The sequence below is a fragment of the Iamia sp. genome, assembly GCF_035575815.1.
Lineage (GTDB): Bacteria > Actinomycetota > Acidimicrobiia > Acidimicrobiales > Iamiaceae > Iamia.
Genome location: NZ_DATLXO010000147.1, coordinates 53,599 through 73,336 on the forward strand (window position 1 = coordinate 53,599; position 19,738 = coordinate 73,336).

Consider the following 19,738-nt stretch of genomic DNA (forward strand, 5'->3'; position numbering starts at 1 on the left):
AGCCATGGCCACCACCCCGACCCCCTCCAGCGCGGCCCGCGACCGCGACGCCGAGATCCTCGGCCGCGGCGAGGTCAACGACCTCGAAGCCATCATCTCGGTCGCCAACACCGATGTCACCGAGGCCATCCACACGGTCAGCGACAACGCCGATGCCATCTTCACGTGGGACTACGAGAAGGGCGCCCGCCCCGCGCTCAACAAGCTCTACGAGAAGGCCAAGCACTCGCAGTGGAACGGCGAGACCGACCTCGACTGGTCGATCGAGGTCGACCAGGAGAAGTTCGCCCAGGCCGTCTCGGAGATGCGCCGGGCCGGGCTGGCCGAGAAGGGCATCTCGCTTGCCGGCACCCCGTTCGCCAGCTGGGGCGACAAGGAGTGGACCGCGCTGTCGATGGAGAGCCAGAACTGGTCGTTGTCACAGTTCATGCACGGCGAGCAGGGCGCCCTGCTCTGCACCGCCAAGATCGTCGAGACGGTGCCGTGGATCGACGCCAAGTACTACGCCGCCACTCAGGTGATGGACGAGGCCCGCCACGTCGAGGTCTTCGCCAAGTACCTCGACACCAAGCTGAACGGGCACTACCCGATCAACGCCCACCTGAAGATGCTGCTCGACGACATCATCAACGACAGCCGGTGGGACATGACCTACCTCGGCATGCAGATCATGGTCGAGGGCCTGGCCCTCGCCGCCTTCGGCATGGCCCACCAGACCACCCCCGACCCGCTGCTCAAGCAGCTCCTCCGCTACGTGATGGGCGACGAAGCCCGCCACGTGGCCTTCGGCGTGCTGTCGCTCAAGGAGTTCTACGACGGGCTCACTGACGCCGAGATGCTCGAGCGCCAGGAGTTCGCGTTCGAGGCCGCGGTGCGCATGCGCGACCGCTTCTTGCAGCAGGAGGTCTGGGCCCGCATGGGCATCGACGTGAAGGAGGCCGTGAAGATGTTCGACGTCTCGGCCGAGGAGAAGAACAAGGACCCGTTCCAGCAGCTGCTGTTCTCCAAGATCGTCCCCAACTGCAAGAAGCTGGGCCTGCTCGACGCCAACGACGGCTGGCTCCGCAAGCGCTTCGACACCCTCGGTGTCAGCCAGTTCGAGGACTGGGTCGACACCGGTGAGGAGTACGAGCTCCTCGACGAGGTCAGCAAGGACCGCGACGCCGCGACCGGCAGCTGACCGGACTCGTCGGGGTCTCGAGCTCGTCCTCCGTCGGAGACGTGCCTGTTGCTCGGACCGGCTGCGCCGGTCCGAGGGGCTCCTCGACGAGGTCAGCAAGGACCGCGACGCCGCCGGCTGAGGAGACAGCCTGACCCGGCCCTGATGCGAGCTTTGGACGCTTGACCGCCCAGGAAGCGTCCAAGCGTGCAAGGTTCGACGCAGCGCGATGCATGAGGGCGGGCCGGTACCGACCGTTGGAGCTGGGCGACGCCCCGCTGGTTCAGACCTGCTGGGAGCGGCCGCGCTCGGTGATGGCCTGGCGCCGGCGGGCGACCTCGGAGGGATCGAACGCCGAGCCCTGCCACTCGGCGGCCACCCGGGCCTCAACGGCCCACGCCTCGGCTGCGGTGAGCTCGGAGCCCTCGGCGTAGGTGGCGAAGATCTGTCCCACCGCGGCCGCGTCGTTCGACGCAACGTCGCGAGCGAGCTGCTGGGCGACGGGCACCAGCTCGTCGTGGTCGACGACCTGGTTGACCAGCCCCCACCGCAGCGCCGTCTCGGCGTCGACGAAGTTGCCGGTGGCGCTCATCTGCCGGGCCCGGCGCAGGCCGACGGCCTGGGGGAGCAGCACGGTGAGGCCCCAGCCGGGCTGGATGCCGACCCGGGCGTGGGTGTCGGCGAAGCGGGCCCGATCCGACGCGACGAGCCAGTCGCAGGCCAGCGCCACCTCGAGCCCGCCGGTGACCGCGGCCCCGTTGACGGCGCCGATGAGGGGCTTGGTGCGCCCCGGCATCGGGCCCCGACGGGCGCGCGCCGCGTCGTCGGTGCCACCGGTGGCCCCGCTCGCCCGCAGCGGCCCCCCGTCGCCCTGACCGACCTCGCGCAGGTCGAGCCCGGCGCAGAAGGCGGGATCGGCCCCGGTGAGGACCAGGACGGCGACCGACGGGTCGGCATCGGCCTCGGCCACCGCCCTGGGCAGGGCTCGCAACAGCTCCATCGAGAGCGCGTTGCGGGCCTCGGGACGGTTGAGGGTGATGGTGGCGACGCCGTCGGCCACCTCGACGATCACGACATCGGACATGGGCCCGACCCTAGGTCCTGCCCGTGGTGCCGGGCCTCGACCGGAGTGCCAAGAGGGGGTGGTCGGGCGGGCGGCGACGGGGCCGTCGTCGACCGGGCGCCGAGGCGGAGGGTCAGCTGTCCTCGTCGCCGGGCGGGAGGTAGTCGAGCTTGATGTCGCCGAGACGGACGAGGGTCGAGGCGATCCAGCCGCCCATCGACGAGAAGTGCGAGTCGAGCACCGAGCCGTCGGCCAGCACCTCCTCCTCGAGGTCATAGGAGCCCTCGTAGGACACCTCGACGGCGTACTCGTCGGGTTCGAGCTCTGCGTCGAAGACGGTTTCGACCGTCGGGCTCGAGCGCTGCAGGGTCTCCTCGCCGATGGTGGTGGACTCCTCGGGGAGCACGTCGAGGATGGCGGTCACCTTGGGCAGCGTCGCCAGGCGCTGCACCCGCATCACGATCTCGATCTCGATGCGCGGCGGCTCGTCGAGCTCCTCGCCGATGTACCAGGAGCGGTACGCGGTCTGCGCCCACGTCGGCCAGTCGAGGGTGATGTCGGCCCGGGTGCGGGGTGGGTTCCCCTCGCCCGGGAGGCTGTAGGACGTCTCCCAGGTCAGGTCACCGAGCAGGACGTCGGCCTGGAAGCGTTCCTCGAAGGCCTGGCGCTCGAGGAAGGCGGACTCCATGGCGTCTCGCAGCGCACCGATGGCGTCGGTGAAGACGTGGTCGAGCATCAGGCGCGACCGCAGGTGGCGAACCGGGCCCGGCGACCGGCGGGGGCAGGGAAGGTGCACACCGGAGCGACCCTAGGCCACCGTGATCCGAGCCCCGCCTCGGCTGTCGGCTGGTCCGAACCCGCGCCCGACGTGGTCACGGATCTGGGGGCCGGAGCCCCCGATTCGCCTACCAGTTCGGGGTTGGGGGCCGGGAGGGCCGGTCGTGGTAAGGGATCTGGGGGCTGGAGCCCCCGATTCGGCTACCAGTTCGGGGTTGGGGGCTGGGGAGGGGTGGGTCGGCGGGGTGGGCGGGGGCTCATCAGCGCGACGGGGGTGCGCAGCCCGAGGGCGCGATGCCGCACCGTCGCGATGCTGCGCCCCGCCTGCACCGCCGGGCGCTCGGGGCCGAGGCCGTCACCCAGCACGGAGCGCGCCGCGGAGATGTCGGTGGCGACGAGGGCCAGGCCGAACGAGCGCACTCCCGGCCGGGGTCGGGCGGGCCGGTCGCGGGGGGCGACGACCTCGAGCACGACCTCGCCGACGCGGTAGAACACCTGGCGCACCGGTGTGCCCTCGGGCGTGGCGTGGTCGCGCCACCGGCGGGGGGCGAGCCCGACGCCGGCCGCGGCGGCAACCGTGCGGTCGATGTCGTCGGTCAGCAGGACGATGTGGTCGACCGCCACCGCCGAGCTCGGGTGGCAGGCGGGGTCGACGGGCCCCTCGGCGGTGGCGTGGGTGGGGAGGCCGTCGAGGTCGGGCGCGGCTTCAGGGGGCAGACCGCGGATCGCCCAGGCGGTGACGCCGCGGCCCGCATCGGGCCCCGCCAGCACCAGGCGGACCCCGCCCAGCCGGCACGTGCCGTCGGGATCGACGGTGAACCCGGCCAAGGCCCACGCATCGGGGTCGTCCGCGAGGGTCAGCGTGGCCGCCTCGGGCGTCGCGCCCGGTGCGTCCGCGCTCATCGGGTCGACCGCCGCATGGGCCGGAGTGTAGGGGTCGCCCGGGCACGCCCCCGTGGGAGGTCCGCCCGATCCCGCCGTTGACGTCCGTAGACCGTTCCTGCGCCCGACCGCGGCGCAGAGCGCGGCATCTCGGCGCAAGAAGGGCCGTGGCGGCCGGGCCCGGTGGTCGACCGACGTTCAAGGGCCGTTCCTGCGCCCGATCTCGGTGCGGAGCGCGACATCTCGGCGCAAGAACGCCTCTGTCGGCGGCGTCTGGCCGGTGGCATGCTCACCGTCGTGGTCCCCGAGGAGCTGCGCACCGGTCGGCTGCGCCTGCGGCGGTGGCGGGATGCCGACCTGGAGCCCTTCGCCGCGCTCAACGCCGACCCGGTCGTGATGGAGCACTTCCCGGCGCCGCTCACCAGGGAGCAGAGCGACGCCATGGTGGCGCGCATCGAGGAGACCTTCGGGCGCGAGGAGTACGGGCTGTGGGCGGTGGAGGTCGGCGCCACGGGCGCCTTCGCCGGCTTCGTCGGGCTCTGGCCGGCCACCTTCAATGCGTCCTTCACCCCTGCGGTGGAGATCGGCTACCGCCTGGCCCGCGAGCACTGGGGTGAGGGCTACGCCAGCGAGGCCGCCCGGGCCGCGCTCGCCGACGGCTTCGAGCGTCTGGGGCGGGCTGAGATCGTGTCGTTCACCGCGGTGGTCAACGTCCCCTCGCAGCGCGTGATGGAGAAGCTCGGCATGACCCACGACCCCGACGATGACTTCGACCACCCGGCTCTTCCGCCGGGGCACCGCCTGCGGCGACACGCGCTCTACAGCCTCGCCCGGCCGTCGGGGCCCATGGCTCGGACCTTCGACGCCGGTGAGGAGATGCCCTCGGCCTGACTGCCGGCGCCCCCTCATCCCCGGCGATGCCGAGTCCGTGCATGGTCATCCGATGTAGACGGCCCGGGGGCGGAACCGCAGCGGCGCCTCGTGGTACTCCTCGATGGCGTGGGCGAGCCAGCCGGCAGAGCGGGCGATGGTGAAGATCGCCTCGCTGGTGTCCGGTGGCATCGAGGCGACAGAGCCGAGCACGGCGAGGGCGAAGTCGATGTTGGGCTCGACGTGGACCCGTCGTTGGGCGGTGGAGAGGACGCTCTCGGCGACCGCGAGGGCCCGGCTGCCACCGGCCGCGCCCCGCACCAGGTCGAGGAGAACCCGGGCGCGGGGGTCGCCGTCGGGGTAGAGCGGCTGCCCGAACCCCGGGTAGGCCCCGTAGATCTCGAGGGCGTGGGCCAGAGCCGGTCCCGGCCCCTCGACCGCCGCCGCGTCGAGCACGTCGCGGGCCATGCGCCCGGCCCCGCCGTGCAGCGGGCCCGACAGCGGGCCCAGGCCGGCGAGCACCACCGCGTAGGGGTCGGCTCGGGCCGAGGCCGCGACGCGGGCCGCGAGGGTGGACACCGCCAGCTCGTGGTCGGCGAGCAGGACCAGCGCCGCGTTCAGGGCACCGAGCATGCCGGGCCGGGGGCGGGCGGGCGCGAGCCGGGTCCAGAGCCTTCCGGCGATGGTGCCGCGGCGCGGCTCGGCCCCGTCGGGCACGGTGAGCCGTGGGGTCCGACCGTCGCCCCGGATGGCGAGCGCGCCGACCATCGCCCCGATCAGCTCCTCGCCCGTCCGGGCGACCGCGGCTCGGCGCAGGTCGGCGCGCAGGGGGTCACCGGCGGCAGCCAGCGCGACCGCCAGCCGCAACCGGTCCCGAATGCCCCCGACATCAGAGACGGCCGGCTCCACCGGGTCCCACGGTCGCCAGCGATCGGGGAGGGTGCCGGTCCAGAGCAGCTCGGCGACCTGTTCGAAGGAGGCGGTCTGGGCCAGCCCGGCGACGTCGTGGCCGCGGTAGCGGAGCCCGTGGGCATCGATGGAGGTGAGGCGCGTCTCGATGACGAAGTCGAGAGCGGCCGACCGCGTCGTGCGGCGGGGCCGGCCGCGACGAGCGAGGGCCTCAACCTCGTCCGCATCGAAGAGGCTGGCCCGCGAGCCCGGTGACCGCACGCGGCCGAGCGCGCCTCGGCTCACGTAGGCGTAGACCGTCTCGAGCTTGACCCCGAGCCGACTCGCCACCTCGGGGGCCGTCATCGTTGCCATGACCTGATGATAATCAACGTTGACTGTCTCGGCGACGGGGCGGATGCTGCGGCCATGACAACGGTCGAGTCCATCATGACGGCACCCCCGATCACTGCGGGGTCCTCCGAACCGCTCACCGAGGCAGTGAGGCGCATGCACGAGCACCGCATCGGCTCGGTCGTCGTGCTCAAGGAGCAACACCCCGTGGGCATCGTCACCGAGCGCGACGTGCTCCGCGTCGCCGCGACGCACGGCGACCTCGCCGGCCTCACCGTGCAGGACGCCATGACCTCACCCGTCGACACGGTGCCCACTGACCTCGACCTCGCCGCCGCCCTCTCGACGCTGCGCGAGCGGGGCTACCGCCACATGCCGGTGACCCGGGACGGCGAGCTCGTCGGCGTGGTCTCGCTCCGCGACCTGGCTCGGCTCGCCACCATCGGCCCGGCCGACGTGCCCCGCGGCCTCAAGGGGGTCGTGGTGGCCGACACCACCGTCTCCGACGTGCGCGGCAACGAGGGCTTCTACCACTACCGCCAGCACTCGGCGATCGACCTGTCCACCAACCGCCCCTTCGAGGACGTGTGGCGGCTGCTGATCGACGGCTCGCTCCCCGCGACCCGGGTCGAGCGCGACACCTTCCGGGCCGAGACCGACCCGCTCCGCCCCCTTCCGCCCTCGGTGCTCGAGGTGCTGCCGGCCGTGGCGCGCACCTCCACCCCGCTCGAGGGGCTCCGGACCGCTCTCTCGATGGCGGCCTCCGAACGCGGGTTGCGTCCGGTTCTGGACCTCGACGCCGCGGCGCGCCGGCGCGACGCCCTCTTTCTCTCCGCCCTCACGCCCACGGTGCTGACGGCCCTGCACCGACTCCGACGGGGGCTCCCGGTGATCGAGCCCCGCACCGACCTCCCCTACGCGGCGAACTACCTGTGGATGCTCACCGGGGTCGCCCCCGACCCCGCCGCCACCACGGCGGTCGAGTGCTACCTCATCTCGACCATCGACCACGGGTTCAACGCCTCCACCTTCACTGCCCGGGTCATCGCGTCGACCGGCGCGGATGTGGGGTCGTGCGTGGTCGGCGCCGTCGGGGCCCTGAGCGGACCGCTCCACGGCGGCGCGCCCAGCCGCGCCCTCGACCTGGTGAACGAGATCGGCTCACCGGAACGGGCTCGCGAGGTCGTCACCCGGAAGGTCGTGGCGGGCGAGCGCATCATGGGCTTCGGCCATGCCGTCTATCGCACCGACGACCCTCGTTCGGTCATGTTGCGCGACGTCGCCATCGGCCTGGGTGGCTCGCTGGTCGAGCTGGCCGTCGCCGTCGAGAAGACCGTCGTCGAGGTCCTGGCCGAGATGAAGCCCGGCCGTGAGCTCTACGCCAACGTCGAGTTCTACGCCGGCGTCGTCATGGCGAGCTGTGGGATCCCGCCGGAGATGTTCACCCCCACCTTCGCCGCCGGCCGGGTCGTCGGCTGGTGCGCCAACGTCCTCGAGCAGGCGGTCGACCCCAAGATCATCCGGCCCCGCGCCCGCTACGTCGGGCCGCCGCCACCCCAGCCGGTGCCCCCGATCGCCGTCGGGTAGCCCCGGCCGAGGGGCCCACCGCCGGACCCGTCGGGTCCGTTCCCGGACCGGTCGGGTCCGCCCCGTCACGCTCCCGGGAGCGAGTGTGCCGAGAGAGGGGGAGGCGGGGAAGAGGGTCGGCCAAGGCGGGGACGTCGTCGCCCCGCGGTGCCGGCGGTGGGGTTCGAACCCACACTGCCCGCGCCCTAAACGCGGTCTCTCTGCCAGTTGGAGTACGCCGGCGGGTGGCGCCAGGTTAGGAGGTGCGAGTGCCGTCGGGCAGGGTGCGTGGCCGGCACGAGCGTGACCGGCGGGGCCGGCCGGGTCGGCGTCGGGTTCGAGGGGTCCGCCGCTAGCCTCGGCCCCCATGGCTCCGCCTCTGATCTCCGTCCCCCCCGTCGCCCAGTCGCCCGGCAGCTTCGACGCCCAGGGCGAGATCTTCAACCGCCTGCTGAAGAACCGCATCGTCTTCCTCGGCTCCGAGGTCAACGACACCATCTCCAACCTGATCACGGCCCAGCTGCTGTTCCTCGAGAGCGAGGATCCCGACAAGGACATCTGGCTCTACATCAACTCACCCGGCGGGTCGGTCACCGCAGGCATGGCCATCTACGACACCATGCAGCTCATCACCCCCGGCGTCGGCACCATCTGCATGGGCCTGGCCGCGTCGATGGGCCAGTTCCTGCTCTGCGCCGGCGAGCCCGGCAAGCGCTTCGCCCTGCCGCACGCACGGGTGATGATGCACCAGCCCTCGGGTGGCTTCCAGGGCCAGGCGTCCGACATCCAGATCCAGGCCGAGCAGATCCTCTACGTGAAGAAGCTGATGGCCCAGCGCATCGCCGAGCACACCGGCCAGCCGCTCGATCAGGTCGAGGCCGACTCCGAGCGCGACCGCTGGTTCACCGCCGAGGAGGCCAAGGACTACGGCATCATCGACCAGGTGACCAGCCGTCGCCAGGAGATGGCCGACACCTGATCACGCCGGGGCGCGGCTGCGTCCCGGGTCGATCAGCCGCCCTCCGATCCGTCGGAGTCGGGGGCCTCGTCGAGGCTGGTGCCCGTCGTGGCGTCCGGATCCGTGCCCTCGGGCTCGACCTCCTCGCCGTCGGTGCCGTCGATGCCGCCGGTGCCGGTCCCGTCGGGCTCGGATCCGCCGGCGGTCGTGTCGGTGCCGCCCGGTGAGCCGGTGCCGTCGGGGTCATCCAGGCTGACGCCGCACTCGTCGCGGGCGTAGGACACCACCCGTTCCCCGGCCTGGAAGAGCCCGGAGAGCTCGTCTTGGCGCCCGGTGATGGCCTCGCGGGCGGCGGGGAGGTCGTCGGGGTTGTCCTCGATGGCCTCGAGCACCAGCTCGACCCCGCGGCGCAGGCGGGCCAGGTCGCCCCGGATCTCCCCGGGCGCCGCGGCCTCGAGGGCTTGGAACTCCTCGATGCCCCGCTGGAGGCGCCGCCGGGACCCGCCCGGGTCGCTGGAGTCGAGCTCGGCGAGGACCTCGGCCACCGGTGTCGTGTCGCCGATGCGATCGCAGAAGGCCTCGCTGTCACCTTCGTCACTGCACGCAGCGAGGAAGCTGCCCGCCAGCAGGGTGCCGGCGAGGGCGAGGCGGGCGGCCGCCGCCCTCACGACGCAACCGCGGCGCGGGCCGTCTCGGCTCCTGGTCGCAGGTCGGCCACGGCGTGGCCGAGCCCGTCGGGGTCGCGTTGAAGGGCGCGTCCGGCCACCAGCACGTTGGCTCCGGCCTTCGCGGCGCCGCCGCCGCCGCCGCCGCCGATGGTGTCGGGGCCGATGCCGCCGTCGACCTCGATGTCGACGTCGAGCCCGGCGCTCGAGACCACGGTGCGGATCCGGACCACCTTGCGCTCCACGATGGACGCCGGGCGGGGGGCGAGGCGCGGGCTCATCGCCCCGCACCCTACGCGGCACCTCCAGCCCGACGAGGCCGGCGCCTCGGGGGCCGGCACGGGCGGGATCCCGGGGCGGAGCGGACGGGCCGTAGCCTTCCCCGGGTGGCCCGCCCCCGACCCGCACCCGTGGGTGAGGACGACCTGGCGCCGGGCGCGTCGGTGGAGCTCGACGTCGACCGCATCGCCGGCGGGGGCGAGGGTGTGGGCCGAGCCCCCGACGGCAGGGTCGTCTTCGTCGCCGGCGCCCTGCCCGGTGAGCGGGTGCGGGCCGAGGTCACCGAGGTCAGGCGCCGCCACGCCCGCGCCGCCCTGACGGAGGTGCGTCGAGCGAGCCCGGCCCGACGGGAGCCCCCCTGTCCGCACGTCGACCGAGGCTGCGGCGGGTGCGACTGGCAACACGTCGACGAGGTGACACAGCGCGAGCTCCGCATGGCGGTGGTGAGCGACGCCCTGACCCGCATCGGCGGCCTCGTCGACCCACCGGTCAGCCTCGGCCCCGAGCTGCCCACGACCGCGGCGCGCACCACCGTCCGGGCCTTCGTCGAGGGGGGCCGGGCCGGCTTCCGGCGCCGCCACTCCCACGACGCAGTGGTGGTCGACTCCTGCCTCATCGCCCACCCGGCCACCGCGGAGCTGATCCGCGATGGTCGCTTCGGCGCCGCCGAGGAGGTGGTCATCAGGGTCGGGGCCCGCACCGGCGAGCGCATGGTGCTGGTCTCACCGACCGCCGAGGGCGTGGCCGTGCCCGACGACGTGCTGGTCGTGGGGGCCGACGAGCTGGCCGCCGGGCGCGCCGCGTGGATCCACGAGGAGGTGGCCGGGCGGCGTTGGCGGGTGTCGGCCCGGTCGTTCCTCCAGGCGTCGCCCGACGGCGCCGACGTGCTCGTCGACCTCGTCGGCGGCGCGGCGCGGACCCTCGCCCCCGACGCACGGACGATGGTCGACCTGGCCGCTGGGATCGGGCTCTTCGCAGGGACGGTCGGCACGGGGCTGGATGCGGTGGTGGCCGTCGAGCCGTCCCGCTCCGCCGTCGCCGACGCACGGTGCAACCTGGAGGACACCTCGGCCACGGTGGTGAAGGCGTCCATCGAGCGGTGGCGCCCGGATCGGGCCGACGTGGTCGTCGCCGACCCGCCCCGGGCCGGGCTCGGGCGCGTCGGGGTCGAGCGCGTGGTCGCCACTGGAGCCTCGGCCCTGGTGCTCGTCAGCTGCGACCCCGGAGCCCTCGGCCGCGACGTCTCACTCCTCGGTGCCGCCGGCTACGCCCTGGAGTCCAGCACGGTGCTCGACCTGTTCCCCCAGACCTCCCACGTCGAGGTGGTCTCCCGCCTCCGCCGTCCCTGAGAGGCCGAGCGGTGCCGGTTCCGGTCGGGAGGGCGCGAGTTGGGGGGCGGGGAGGGGGCGGTGGACGATGTGAGGGTGACCCCGCCCGGCCCGGCCCCCAAGCGCCCGACGTGGCGCGCCCAGCCGAGCCCCGCCCGCCTGGCCCCCGATCACCCGCGCCGGGCCGAGATCCTCGCCCGCCACGCTCGGGCCTGCAACGCCGGCGCGCCGACGTACACCGACCCGGTGTCGGGCTACCAGGTGCTCACCGCCGACGCCCTGGCGTCACGGGGCGAGTGCTGCGAGTCAGGGTGCCGCCACTGCCCGTGGGTGGGCCTCGCCGGCCGGGGTTGACGGGGACCGGTAGGAAACACAGCGGACCGACCATCGCGACACTGGTCAGCTGAGGGGTGAGCGAAACTGCCACCGTGGTGCGCCCCTGGGCGACACCACGGTGGCAGTTTCAAGAGGTCCTGGGTCGCGGCCGGGCTGTCGCCCACCAGGCGGCCTCGGCGCGGGCCGCCACCTCGAGCGGGGGGCGGCCGGTGGCCCGGGCCACGGCGGCCACGTCGTCGTGCTCGGCCTTGGCGCGGACCGGTGAGACCTTGATCCGCACCGGGTGGCCGTCGAGGTCCACCAGGGCGTTCGATCGGGCCGCGGGCCAGCGCTCGTAGGTGGCGGCCCGCACCCCGAGGGTGCCGGTGCTGGCGCGCAGCGCCTCGGCCACTGCCGGGGCGGTGGAGACGTCGGCCAGGGCGGCGACGACGTAGGCCGGTCGCCCCTTCTTCATGACGATCGGCGTGATCCAGGCATCGAGGGCTCCGGCGGCGAGCAGGGCCGCCACTGCATCGGCGAGGGCCTCCCCGGTGACGTCGTCGACGTTGGTCTCGAGCACCACGACGGGCTGACCGAGTCCGCCGCCGCCCGGGCCGGTGGACGAGGCGACCCGGCCCAGCACCACCTGGGTGGCGTTCACCGTGCCGTCCGGATCGGCGCTTCCGGCGCCGAAGCCCGAAGCCCGCAGCGTCATCGACGGCAGCGGCCCGAACCCGGTCGCCAGGGCCGCCATCAGTGCTGCGCCGGTGGGCGTCGTGAGCTCGACGGGCGACTCGACGCCCTGCACCGGCGCCCCGGCGTCGGCCAACAGGCGCACCACCGCCGGTGCGGGGTTGGGCAGGGCCCCGTGAGCGGCGTGGACGCGACCGCGCCCGACGGTGATCGCCGAGCAGCGGACCTCGTCGACGTCGAGCACCTCGAGGGCGGCGCAGGTGCCGACGACGTCGACGAGGGCGTCGAGCGCGCCGACCTCGTGGAAGGAAACGCCGTCGGGCGGGGTCCGGTGCAGCGCCCCCTCGGCGGCGGCGAGGAGCGAGAAGGTAGCGGTGGCCCGGGCATGGACCCGCACCGGCAGGCCGGCGGCGTCGAGCAGCGCTCGGATCGTGCGCCAGTCGCGGTGGTGGGTGTCGTCACCGTCCAGGCCGACGTGGACCTTGGTGGCGGCCACACCGCCGCGGAGCACCGGCTCGCCGCGCAGCGTCCAGCCGTCGATGGGCAGGCGGCGTACGACGGCCTCGACCTCGGCCAGGTCGGCCCCTGCGTCGACGAGGGCGCCGAGGGCCATGTCGCCGGCGACGCCGGAGAAGCAGTGGAACCAGGCGCAGGTCGCATCAGCCACGCGACGCACCGAGGGGGGAGAGGAGGCGGCTGACGGCGCACGCTGCGCCGTACCCGTTGTCGATGCCGACGACGGTGATGCCCGCCGCGCATGAGGAGAGCATGGCCAAGAGGGCGGTGATGCCCTCGAGGGCGGCGCCGTAGCCGACGCTGGTGGGGACGGCGACCACCGGCGCCGCGGTGAGCCCGCCCACGACACTGGCCAAGGCCCCCTCCATGCCGGCGACGACGACCACGGCGTCGGCGGCCACGACCGCCGGGCCCTCCGCGAGCAGGCGGTGCAGGCCGGCCACGCCCACGTCGGTGAGGCGCGCCGGGGGGTGGCCGAGCGCAGCGAGGGCGGCCGCGCACTCCTCCGCGACGGGCAGGTCCGCGGTGCCGGCGCTGACGACCACCACTGCCCCCGGCGCCGGCGGGGAGGGCCGCCAGGCCACCAGTCGGTGGCGGTCGCCGGTCACAACGCCACCCGGGTGGGCGGTGAGCACGGCGTCGACCTGGGCCTCATCGGCCCGGGTGAGCAGCACCGGTCCGCCCTCGCCGGCCAGCAGCTCGCTCACGAGGGCGGCGCACTGCGCCGGGGTCTTGCCCGGCCCGTAGACGGCCTCGGGAAGACGGGTGCGCAGCAGGCGGTGGTGGTCGACCCGAGCGAAGCCAAGATCCGCGAAGGGCAGGCGCCGGAGCCGGCCCACCGCCTCGTCGGGGTCGATGTCGCCGGCGACGATGCCGTCCACCAGGGCGCGCAGCGCGGGCTCGTCCACCGCGCCATCCTGGCCGCGCCGGCGACGCCGGCACACACCCGTTCGTGCGAGGTGGCCTCGCGACCTCCTTCGTTCCTCGGGGGAGGCCGCCGCCGAGGAACGCGCCCCGTCGAGGATGGGGCGTGGTCGCGACCCGGTGCGACACACTGGCGCCGTGGCTCCGCTCGCACCCTCCGACCCGTCCCGGCCCCACCCGGGGCTGACCGACGATGGGATCGATCAGGCGCTCGCGGCGTTGCGCACCGTCCTGCGGGAGCTCGGGTCGGTCGTGGTGGCCTTCAGCGGCGGGGCCGACTCGGCGTTCCTGGCGTGGCTCGCCCACGACACCCTCGGGCGAGATGCGAGCCTGGCCGTGACTGCGGTGTCGCCGTCGCTGGCCTCCGATGAGCTCGACGACTGCCGGGCCCTCGCCGCCGAGTGGGGCCTGCGCTGGGAGCCGGTCGGAACCGTCGAGGCGGACGACCCCCGCTACGTGGCCAATGACGGCGATCGGTGTCGCTGGTGCAAGACCGCTCTCATGGATGTGCTCGGGCCGCGGGCGGCGCGCCTGTCGGCCACTGCGGTTCTCGGGGTCAACCTCGACGACCTCGGCGACCACCGTCCCGGCCAGGCCGCGGCGGCCACGAGGGGAGCGGCGTTCCCCCTCGTCGATGCCGGCTTCACCAAGACCATGGTCCGCCAGGCGTCTCGGGCCCTCGGCCTGCGCACCTGGGACAAGCCCGCGGCTGCGTGCCTCGCCTCCCGGGTGCCCTACGGCACGCCGGTGACCCTGGTCACCCTCGACCGGGTGGGCCGGGCTGAGGCTGCCCTCCGCCGCCTGGGCTTCGACGAGGTCCGGGTCCGCCACTACGGCGACACCGCCCGCGTCGAGGTCCCCCTCGACCGGTTGGCGGACCTGATCGCGGTGCGGGCCGAGGCGGTGGCGGCTCTCCGGCGCGCCGGCTACGAGCGCGTCACCGTCGACCTCGAAGGCCTGCGCTCCGGCAACCTCAACGCCGACCTGCCGGCCTCACCGGCCTGAGTCGACGACGCGCCGGCCCCGCCGGGCCTCCCGCCCCTCGTCCTGTCCGCCCCCCCGCCCGCCCCCCCGCCCGCCCGCACCCATCCCCACCAACTGGTAGCGAAGCTGGGTGCCCTGGCACCCAGATCGCGTACCAGTTCGTGGTGGACAGTGACGGGCCGCGGGTGCCGGGCCGCGGGTGCCGGGCCGCGGTGCCGGACCGCGGGTGACGGACCGCGCGTCACGGGCGTCAGATCCCGAGCGCCTCGGAGGCCATCTCGGTGCCCTGCACCCGGGCGGTGATCTTCTGGAAGGCCACGTCACGGGCGAAGTCGGGCGAGCCGTGCTTGGGCTTCAGGTCCACGCTGAAGGGCGAGAACCCGCAGTCATCGGTGGCCCCCAGGCGCTCCTTGGGGATGAAGTTGGCGGCGGTGACGAGCGCGTCACGGACCCCCTCGGCCGTCTCGACCTCGGGGTTGAGCGGATCGATGACGCCGACGAAGCACACCTGGGGCACGCCGTTGGCGTCGGCGCGGCTGTTGTCACCGACGAGCTCGTAGACCCGCTCCTTGTCCGACTCGCTCGCCAGCTGGATCAAGAAGTAGCCGGCGTTCATCTGGAACATCGACGGCAGCAGCTCGGCATAGTCGACCTCGCCGCTGTGCACCGAGTCGCAGTCGCCCCCCGGGCAGGTGTGGATGCCGATGTTGGCGCGCTCCTCGGCGCTGAAGCGGTCGATGACGCGATTGTTCAGGTCGACGAACTCCTGGAGCATGTTGCGTCCCGTCCACGGGTTGCGCGGGTCTCTCTTGTTGGCCAGGCGGCCCTCGGTGAAGTCGATGGAGACCCGGGCGGCACCCGCCGCGAACGCCTTGCGGATGTCAGCCTCGGCCTCATCGCAGAGGTCCGAGAGGAACTGCTCGCGCGGGTAGCCGTCGATCTCACCCTCGAGGGGATAGAGCAGCGAGAGCATCGAGGGCGCGATGACAGACTGCTTCATCGGCTTGGAGGCCATGGGCAGGGACTGCACCAGGTAGTCGGCCGCGAAGGTCTTGTAGGCGAAGGGGCCGCCGGTCAGTCGGGGGAGCTGGCGGTGGTGGCCGTCGTCGAAGATGGCGAAGTACTGGCCGTCGCCGGCGAGGTTGTCGGCCATGCCGGTGCCCGCCAGCGTGTCGGTGAGGGGATAGGTGGCGAAGCTCGAGGAGCGCTGCTCGCCGTCGGAGATGATCGGTGCCCCGGTGGCCTCCATGCGCTCGATGGAGTCCTTGCAGGCCGCGTCCTGCTCGGCGCGCAGCTGCTCGTGGGTGGCGGTGCCGGCGTCGTAGGCGGCGATGGTCTCCTGCAGCTTCATCGGTCGCGGCAGTGAACCGACCGGTTCCGTCGGAATGCTCATGGGGCTCCTCTTTCGGGGGATGGCACGGCGGCGACATGAGACGTCAGTCACGTCGAAACGGCACCCTAGAGGCCGGCGCCCGTGCTCGCGTTGGCCCATCGCGAGGTGCCCGCCCGGTGGCCCGCAGCGGTCAGTGGGCCAGGACCAGCCATGACGCCGAGCCGAGCCAGATGCCGTCGTCGCGGCGGTGGCCCTCGAGCACGGTGCGCAACGTCACCCGAAGGCGATCGAGCAGGTGGTGGTCGGGGTCGAACATCAGGTACCCGGTGGGCAGCAGCCGGAGGTAGAAGTCGATGGCCTCGTCGATGTCGCCGCGGCCGATCAGCAGGTCGCGGTCGATGGCCTCGATGGTCACGTCGACGAGGCTGGCGTGGGTGAGCACCGAGGAGATCCGCTCGGCCTGGGCGAGGGAGAAGGGTCCCGGTTCGTCGGGACCCGGCGCCGGCGGCAGGGGCACGATGACAGCCGCGGCGTCTCGGGGCTCGGTGGTCCAGGTGTTCTCCTCCAGGGCCCGCCAGGCCACGAACCCCAGTCGTCCTCCCGGGCGAAGTGACCGGTGGAGGTTCGTGAACGCGGCCTCGGGTTCGTCGAAGAACATGGTGCCCAGGCGCGAGAAGATCACGTCGTAGGCGTGGGGCTCGTAGAGGTGGGTGGCGGCGTCGCCCTCGACGAAGTCGACGTTGGCCGACCCCGCAGCGGTCGCGGCGTCGCGGGCGACGGCGAGCATGCTCGCCGAGGTGTCGATGCCGGTGACCCGTCCGGTCGGGCCGACCGCGGCGGCCAGCGCGAGGGTGGTGGTGCCGCAGCCGCAGCCGACGTCGAGCACGCGCTCCCCGGTTGTCGGGGCCAGGCGCTCCCGGAGGGCCGAGCCGAGTGGTTCGAGCATGGCGTCGAGCGCGGGTTGGAACGCGATCCACGGCTCCGGGTGCACACGGAAGGCTCTGGTGCTTGCTGTGGTGTCGGTCACACCGGGGAACGGTACCGCTGCCGCCGTGGGCCCGCCCGTCACCCTGGCGGAAGGAGCGGCCACCGGCGAGCTACGGGAGGACGACGGTGCGGTCGCCGAGCAGGAAGACCCGACCCTCGGCGTGCGCCTTCACCGCTCGGGCGAGCACGACGCGCTCCAGGTCGCGACCCACGACCCGCAGCTCGTCGGGGCCGTGGGCGTGCGACACCCGCGCCACGTCCTGGTCGATGATCGGTCCCTCGTCGAGCTCGGCCGTCGCGTAGTGCGCAGTGGCCCCGATGACCTTAACCCCCCGCGCCCAGGCCTGGTGGTACGGCCGAGCGCCTTTGAAGCCCGGGAGAAACGAGTGGTGGATGTTGACGGCCCTCCCGGCGAGTCGACGACACAGCTCCCCGGAGAGCACCTGCATGTAGCGCGCCAGCACGACGACCTCAACGTCGTGGCTCGCCACCAGGTCGAGGAGCCGGGCCTCGCTGGTCGCCCTCGTCTCCGGGGTGACCGGGACGTGCTCGAAGGCCACGCCGCTGCGATCGACGAGGCCGCTGAGGTGCGGGTGGTTCGACACCACGAGGGGGATCTCGATGGGCAGCTCCCCGGCGTGCCAGCGGTAGAGCAGGTCGACGAGGCAGTGGTCGTAGGTGGACACCAGCACGAGGGCGCGCATCGGTCTGTCCGGTCGTCGGACCGTCATCGCGGCCTGCAGCTCCCCCGCCCGGGTTCTGAGTGCAGCGGTCACCTCGTCGGGCTCGTCGAGGGGCGCGTCGAAGCGCGTGCGCATGCAGAACGTGGCCGTGGCCTCGTCGCCGAACTGGGCGCTCTCGATGATGTTGGCGCCCAGCTCCAGGAGCCCCTGTGACATCGATGCGACGATGCCCGGACGGTCAGGGCAGGTGAGCGTCAGCACGTGGGTGGTCACGGTCGCCAGCGTGTCACGCGCCGTCGGGACCTCGCCGGGTGTGGGTCAGGAGTCGGCGGGTATCGCGTCCCACCACTGGCACCACCAGTCGGCTCCCACGAGGATCCGCAGCTTGGGGTGCCAGCAGTAGGAGATGTCCGCCGTGTTCTCCAGGTAGTACAGGCAGTTGTCGCACCGCTCGTTGCCGGAGGGAGAGCCCTTGAGCACCGCGTTCGAGGAGAGGTGACGCAGCTCCAGCGAGAGCTTCTCGTCGATCTCCTTCGGTTCGGGATCGGGGATGACGTAGTCAGACATCGCCGGAACCTACTCGGAGGGCCCGCTTCCACGGGGCATCGTGGCGGGCATCCCCGGGCTGAGATCAGGGTCCCCTCGGTGCCCGGTGGCGCCGCCATCCCGTCACGGGGCAGGGAGGATCCAGGGCTGGTGGAGGAGGGTCCGGGGCTCGGCGGCCAGGTCGACGGTGGGGTCGATCCAGCGGGCGGCGGGCCGGCCGTTGAGCGAGAGCCAGGCGTCGCCGCGCACCTCGACCCGGTGACCGCGGCGGGCTTCATCGGCGGCGATGGCCCGCGCCGCTTGGTGGATGAGGTCAGGTTCGCCCGTCATCACGCGGATCTGGGCGCGGGTGTAGAGCGCCTCGAGATCCGCGGTCCAGGTGCGTCCGGTGGCGGGGTCGCGCACGACGAAGGTCACCGATCCGGAGCGCTCCACCAGCAGCACGTTCCACCCGAAGCGGTAGCCCTCGGCGCTCCAGCGGTGGTCCCCGGGGTACGCGAGGTGGCGCAGCGGGAGGGCCAGGTGCAACGCCACCCAGGCGGCCGCGAACACGGCGAGCACGCATCGTCCCCCGGTGGCGCGCCGCGCCGATCCCGTTGCGGCCCTCGGCGTGGGGCTGGCCCTCGGCGTCGCCGCCCTGCGCCCCCACGGCCTCCGGGCCCAGTCGGGGGCGAAGAAGACCGTCGAGACGCCGATCATCAGCCACGGGAACACGCCGATCGGGAACAGGATCCAGGTGGCGACGTGGAACGCCACGAGCACCAGCCAGGCCCAGGGGCGCGTCCGCCGCCACAGGAGCAGCGGCACGATGGTGCAGTCGAAGGCGGCACCGGCGACGGAGAGCACGTGGGCCGTTCCCCCGAACTCGAGGAGGCCCCCCACCAACGGGAGGTCGGCCCGGGCGGGCAGCCAGAGCCGGAGGGGGAGGGCCCGCAGCAGCCAGTCGGACTGGAGCTTGGCCAGCCCGGCCGAGAGGTAGAGGACACCGACCTGGAAGCGCAGGAGCCACACCCATCCGACCGCCACTGGTCGTGGCCCGCCAGCGCGTCGGGCGTCGAGGCTCCCGGCCGCGCCCAGCGGGGCCACGACGGCGATGGCCGCCAGCAGGGTGACGAACCAGTAGTGGTTGAGGTAGGTGGTGGCGTCGATGAGCTCGATCCAGCCGAACGCCACGAGGAGCACCGCAGCGGCGAGGCGGGTGTGCCACCCGAGGGCGACGGCCACCCCCGCGCCGGCCACGGTGACGATGAGGACCCGCAGCAGCAGCGGCCCGGGCGGGAGCACCCACCCCAACCCGAGGTAGGTGAAGCGGTGGGGGGGCCCGGCGTAGAGCAGCTCGGTCCAGCCGTACGCGAGGGTCCGCACCGAGCTGAGCACGGCCACGACCCCCAGGGCCACGCGAACCGCGGCCAGTGACGAGCCGTCCACCGGGGCGGTGGGAGCGACGCGACCCGGTGCACCGCGACTCGATAGGCCGCCCGATTGCTCGACAACGGCGCCCGTGAGGTAAATAGTTAGGCGGACCTTACAGATCGCGCCTAGGAGACAACGTGCACACGCCGACCCACCTCACCCGAGTCCTCGTCACCGGGGTGGCCCTCTCGCTGCTCGCCGTCGGCTGCTCGAGCGACGATGACCCCGGGGCCTCCGACGAGCCCACCACCACTGCGGCAGGTGACGAGGCGGCGACCGACACCGAGTCCGACGCCGACGAGGGCGCCGCCGAGCTCATGATCAGCGACGCCGACGCCGAGGCGGTGGCGACCACCTACGCCGATGTGGTGCTCGCCGGCTACGACGACACCGTTTAGACACCCCAGGGCCCGTAGGTGTCAAGAGGCGATCTTGAGGGGTTGGTCGTTGCGGTGGGCCCAGGCGGTGGTTTCGTTGTAGGGGGTGTGGTGGTGGAGGCAGCCGTGGAGGATGCCGACGAGGCGGTTGCCGAGGGCGCGGAGGGCTTTGTGGTGG

General features: G+C 73.2%; 21 protein-coding genes, 1 tRNA gene and 1 pseudogene. 9 read left to right on the forward strand and 14 right to left on the reverse strand.

All coding sequences use genetic code 11. The features are described 5' to 3' along the window. Positions 1-4 precede the first annotated feature (4 nt). Positions 5-1,180, forward strand: a complete 1,176-nt coding sequence (locus tag VNL12_RS15500; protein WP_325595847.1) for a ferritin-like domain-containing protein — start codon at positions 5-7, stop codon at positions 1,178-1,180. 262 nt (positions 1,181-1,442) lie between these two features. On the opposite strand, the gene VNL12_RS15505 is transcribed toward VNL12_RS15500, so the two are convergent. From VNL12_RS15505 to VNL12_RS15515, 3 genes are all read right to left on the reverse strand, one after another. Then, positions 1,443-2,243 (reverse strand): enoyl-CoA hydratase, encoded by an 801-nt coding sequence (locus tag VNL12_RS15505; protein WP_325595848.1) that lies wholly within the window; start codon positions 2,241-2,243, stop codon positions 1,443-1,445. 112 nt (positions 2,244-2,355) lie between these two features. Further along, complete coding sequence (locus VNL12_RS15510; protein WP_325595849.1) at positions 2,356-2,958, reverse strand: hypothetical protein; 603 nt, start codon at positions 2,956-2,958, stop codon at positions 2,356-2,358. Between the two features lie 242 nt (positions 2,959-3,200). Further along, on the reverse strand, positions 3,201-3,902 hold the full coding sequence (locus VNL12_RS15515; protein WP_325595850.1) for a hypothetical protein: 702 nt from the start codon (positions 3,900-3,902) through the stop codon (positions 3,201-3,203). Positions 3,903-4,166: 264 nt separating this feature from the next. Between VNL12_RS15515 and VNL12_RS15520 the strand changes: the two genes are divergently transcribed. Beyond that, on the forward strand, positions 4,167-4,772 hold the full coding sequence (locus tag VNL12_RS15520; RefSeq protein WP_325595851.1) for a GNAT family N-acetyltransferase: 606 nt from the start codon (positions 4,167-4,169) through the stop codon (positions 4,770-4,772). Positions 4,773-4,817: 45 nt separating this feature from the next. Here the strand turns inward: VNL12_RS15520 and VNL12_RS15525 are convergent, their stop codons facing one another. Continuing rightward, positions 4,818-6,014 (reverse strand): citrate synthase, encoded by a 1,197-nt coding sequence (locus VNL12_RS15525; protein ID WP_325595852.1) that lies wholly within the window; start codon positions 6,012-6,014, stop codon positions 4,818-4,820. 75 nt (positions 6,015-6,089) lie between these two features. Between VNL12_RS15525 and VNL12_RS21275 the strand changes: the two are divergent. Further along, positions 6,090-6,227, forward strand: a pseudogene (locus VNL12_RS21275) (CBS domain-containing protein); the annotation flags it as partial. A gap of 54 nt (positions 6,228-6,281) precedes the next feature. Next, positions 6,282-7,580, forward strand: coding sequence for a citrate/2-methylcitrate synthase (locus tag VNL12_RS15530; protein WP_414654910.1), 1,299 nt, complete (start codon positions 6,282-6,284; stop codon positions 7,578-7,580). Between the two features lie 148 nt (positions 7,581-7,728). Here the strand turns inward: VNL12_RS15530 and VNL12_RS15535 are convergent. Next, positions 7,729-7,802 (reverse strand) — tRNA-Leu (locus tag VNL12_RS15535). A 124-nt stretch (positions 7,803-7,926) separates the two neighbouring features. Between VNL12_RS15535 and VNL12_RS15540 the strand changes: the two genes are divergently transcribed. Further along, the gene (locus tag VNL12_RS15540; protein WP_325595854.1) at positions 7,927-8,538 is read left to right on the forward strand and encodes an ATP-dependent Clp protease proteolytic subunit; all 612 of its coding nucleotides are present in this window, start codon (positions 7,927-7,929) and stop codon (positions 8,536-8,538) included. 32 nt (positions 8,539-8,570) lie between these two features. On the opposite strand, the gene VNL12_RS15545 is transcribed toward VNL12_RS15540, so the two are convergent. Further along, positions 8,571-9,185, reverse strand: a complete 615-nt coding sequence (locus VNL12_RS15545; RefSeq protein WP_325595855.1) for a hypothetical protein — start codon at positions 9,183-9,185, stop codon at positions 8,571-8,573. Then, a complete protein-coding gene (locus VNL12_RS15550; protein ID WP_325595856.1) occupies positions 9,182-9,463 on the reverse strand; it encodes a hypothetical protein in 282 nt (93 codons plus the stop codon). Before VNL12_RS15550 ends, VNL12_RS15545 begins: the two co-directional genes overlap by 4 nt. A gap of 105 nt (positions 9,464-9,568) precedes the next feature. Between VNL12_RS15550 and VNL12_RS15555 the strand changes: the two genes are divergently transcribed. Together VNL12_RS15555 and VNL12_RS15560 are read left to right on the forward strand one after the other, a co-directional pair. Continuing rightward, a complete protein-coding gene (locus VNL12_RS15555; protein WP_325595857.1) occupies positions 9,569-10,810 on the forward strand; it encodes a class I SAM-dependent RNA methyltransferase in 1,242 nt (413 codons plus the stop codon). 75 nt (positions 10,811-10,885) lie between these two features. Then, positions 10,886-11,143, forward strand: a complete 258-nt coding sequence (locus tag VNL12_RS15560; protein WP_325595858.1) for a DUF5522 domain-containing protein — start codon at positions 10,886-10,888, stop codon at positions 11,141-11,143. Between the two features lie 109 nt (positions 11,144-11,252). On the opposite strand, the gene larC is transcribed toward VNL12_RS15560, so the two are convergent. Both larC and larB read right to left on the reverse strand, forming a co-directional pair. Then, complete coding sequence (gene larC / locus VNL12_RS15565) at positions 11,253-12,464, reverse strand: nickel pincer cofactor biosynthesis protein LarC (RefSeq protein WP_325595859.1); 1,212 nt, start codon at positions 12,462-12,464, stop codon at positions 11,253-11,255. Next, positions 12,457-13,221: a nickel pincer cofactor biosynthesis protein LarB gene (gene larB, locus VNL12_RS15570; protein ID WP_325595860.1), complete on the reverse strand. Its 765-nt coding sequence runs from the start codon at positions 13,219-13,221 to the stop codon at positions 12,457-12,459. The genes larC and larB overlap by 8 nt, the downstream gene beginning before the upstream one ends. Before the next feature lie 154 nt (positions 13,222-13,375). On the opposite strand from larB, the gene larE reads away from it, so the two are divergent. After that, entirely contained in the window at positions 13,376-14,242 is an 867-nt protein-coding gene (larE, locus tag VNL12_RS15575; RefSeq protein ID WP_325595861.1) for an ATP-dependent sacrificial sulfur transferase LarE, read from the forward strand. Between the two features lie 229 nt (positions 14,243-14,471). On the opposite strand, the gene VNL12_RS15580 is transcribed toward larE, so the two are convergent. The 5 genes from VNL12_RS15580 to VNL12_RS15600 all read right to left on the reverse strand — a co-directional run bounded on the left by VNL12_RS15580 (position 14,472) and on the right by VNL12_RS15600 (position 19,198). After that, positions 14,472-15,614 (reverse strand): hypothetical protein, encoded by a 1,143-nt coding sequence (locus tag VNL12_RS15580; protein ID WP_414654909.1) that lies wholly within the window; start codon positions 15,612-15,614, stop codon positions 14,472-14,474. A gap of 130 nt (positions 15,615-15,744) precedes the next feature. Continuing rightward, entirely contained in the window at positions 15,745-16,581 is an 837-nt protein-coding gene (locus VNL12_RS15585; protein ID WP_325595863.1) for a class I SAM-dependent methyltransferase, read from the reverse strand. 70 nt (positions 16,582-16,651) lie between these two features. Further along, positions 16,652-17,497 carry a formyltetrahydrofolate deformylase gene (gene purU, locus VNL12_RS15590; protein ID WP_325595864.1) on the reverse strand — a complete coding sequence of 282 codons (846 nt, stop codon included), beginning with the start codon at positions 17,495-17,497 and terminating at the stop codon, positions 16,652-16,654. A gap of 45 nt (positions 17,498-17,542) precedes the next feature. Next, positions 17,543-17,791 carry a hypothetical protein gene (locus tag VNL12_RS15595; protein ID WP_325595865.1) on the reverse strand — a complete coding sequence of 83 codons (249 nt, stop codon included), beginning with the start codon at positions 17,789-17,791 and terminating at the stop codon, positions 17,543-17,545. A gap of 102 nt (positions 17,792-17,893) precedes the next feature. Continuing rightward, positions 17,894-19,198, reverse strand: coding sequence for an HTTM domain-containing protein (locus VNL12_RS15600; protein WP_325595866.1), 1,305 nt, complete (start codon positions 19,196-19,198; stop codon positions 17,894-17,896). Between the two features lie 122 nt (positions 19,199-19,320). Here VNL12_RS15600 and VNL12_RS15605 point away from each other — a divergent pair, with 122 nt between their 5' ends. Continuing rightward, positions 19,321-19,581, forward strand: coding sequence for a hypothetical protein (locus VNL12_RS15605; RefSeq protein WP_325595867.1), 261 nt, complete (start codon positions 19,321-19,323; stop codon positions 19,579-19,581). Positions 19,582-19,738: the final 157 nt, after the last annotated feature.

Bases quoted from the DNA above. Each gene is read 5' to 3' on its own strand.
- VNL12_RS15525 (WP_325595852.1), bottom strand. From the start codon at position 6,014: ATGGCAACGATGACGGCCCCCGAGGTGGCGAGTCGGCTCGGGGTCAAG.
- VNL12_RS15530 (WP_414654910.1), top strand. From the start codon at position 6,282: ATGACCTCACCCGTCGACACGGTGCCCACTGACCTCGACCTCGCCGCC.
- VNL12_RS15515 (WP_325595850.1), bottom strand. From the start codon at position 3,902: ATGAGCGCGGACGCACCGGGCGCGACGCCCGAGGCGGCCACGCTGACC.
- VNL12_RS15505 (WP_325595848.1), bottom strand. From the start codon at position 2,243: ATGTCCGATGTCGTGATCGTCGAGGTGGCCGACGGCGTCGCCACCATC.
- VNL12_RS15540 (WP_325595854.1), top strand. From the start codon at position 7,927: ATGGCTCCGCCTCTGATCTCCGTCCCCCCCGTCGCCCAGTCGCCCGGC.
- VNL12_RS15520 (WP_325595851.1), top strand. From the start codon at position 4,167: ATGCTCACCGTCGTGGTCCCCGAGGAGCTGCGCACCGGTCGGCTGCGC.
- VNL12_RS15500 (WP_325595847.1), top strand. From the start codon at position 5: ATGGCCACCACCCCGACCCCCTCCAGCGCGGCCCGCGACCGCGACGCC.
- VNL12_RS15595 (WP_325595865.1), bottom strand. From the start codon at position 17,791: ATGTCTGACTACGTCATCCCCGATCCCGAACCGAAGGAGATCGACGAG.
- VNL12_RS15550 (WP_325595856.1), bottom strand. From the start codon at position 9,463: ATGAGCCCGCGCCTCGCCCCCCGCCCGGCGTCCATCGTGGAGCGCAAG.
- VNL12_RS15510 (WP_325595849.1), bottom strand. From the start codon at position 2,958: ATGCTCGACCACGTCTTCACCGACGCCATCGGTGCGCTGCGAGACGCC.
- VNL12_RS15580 (WP_414654909.1), bottom strand. From the start codon at position 15,614: ATGAGCATTCCGACGGAACCGGTCGGTTCACTGCCGCGACCGATGAAG.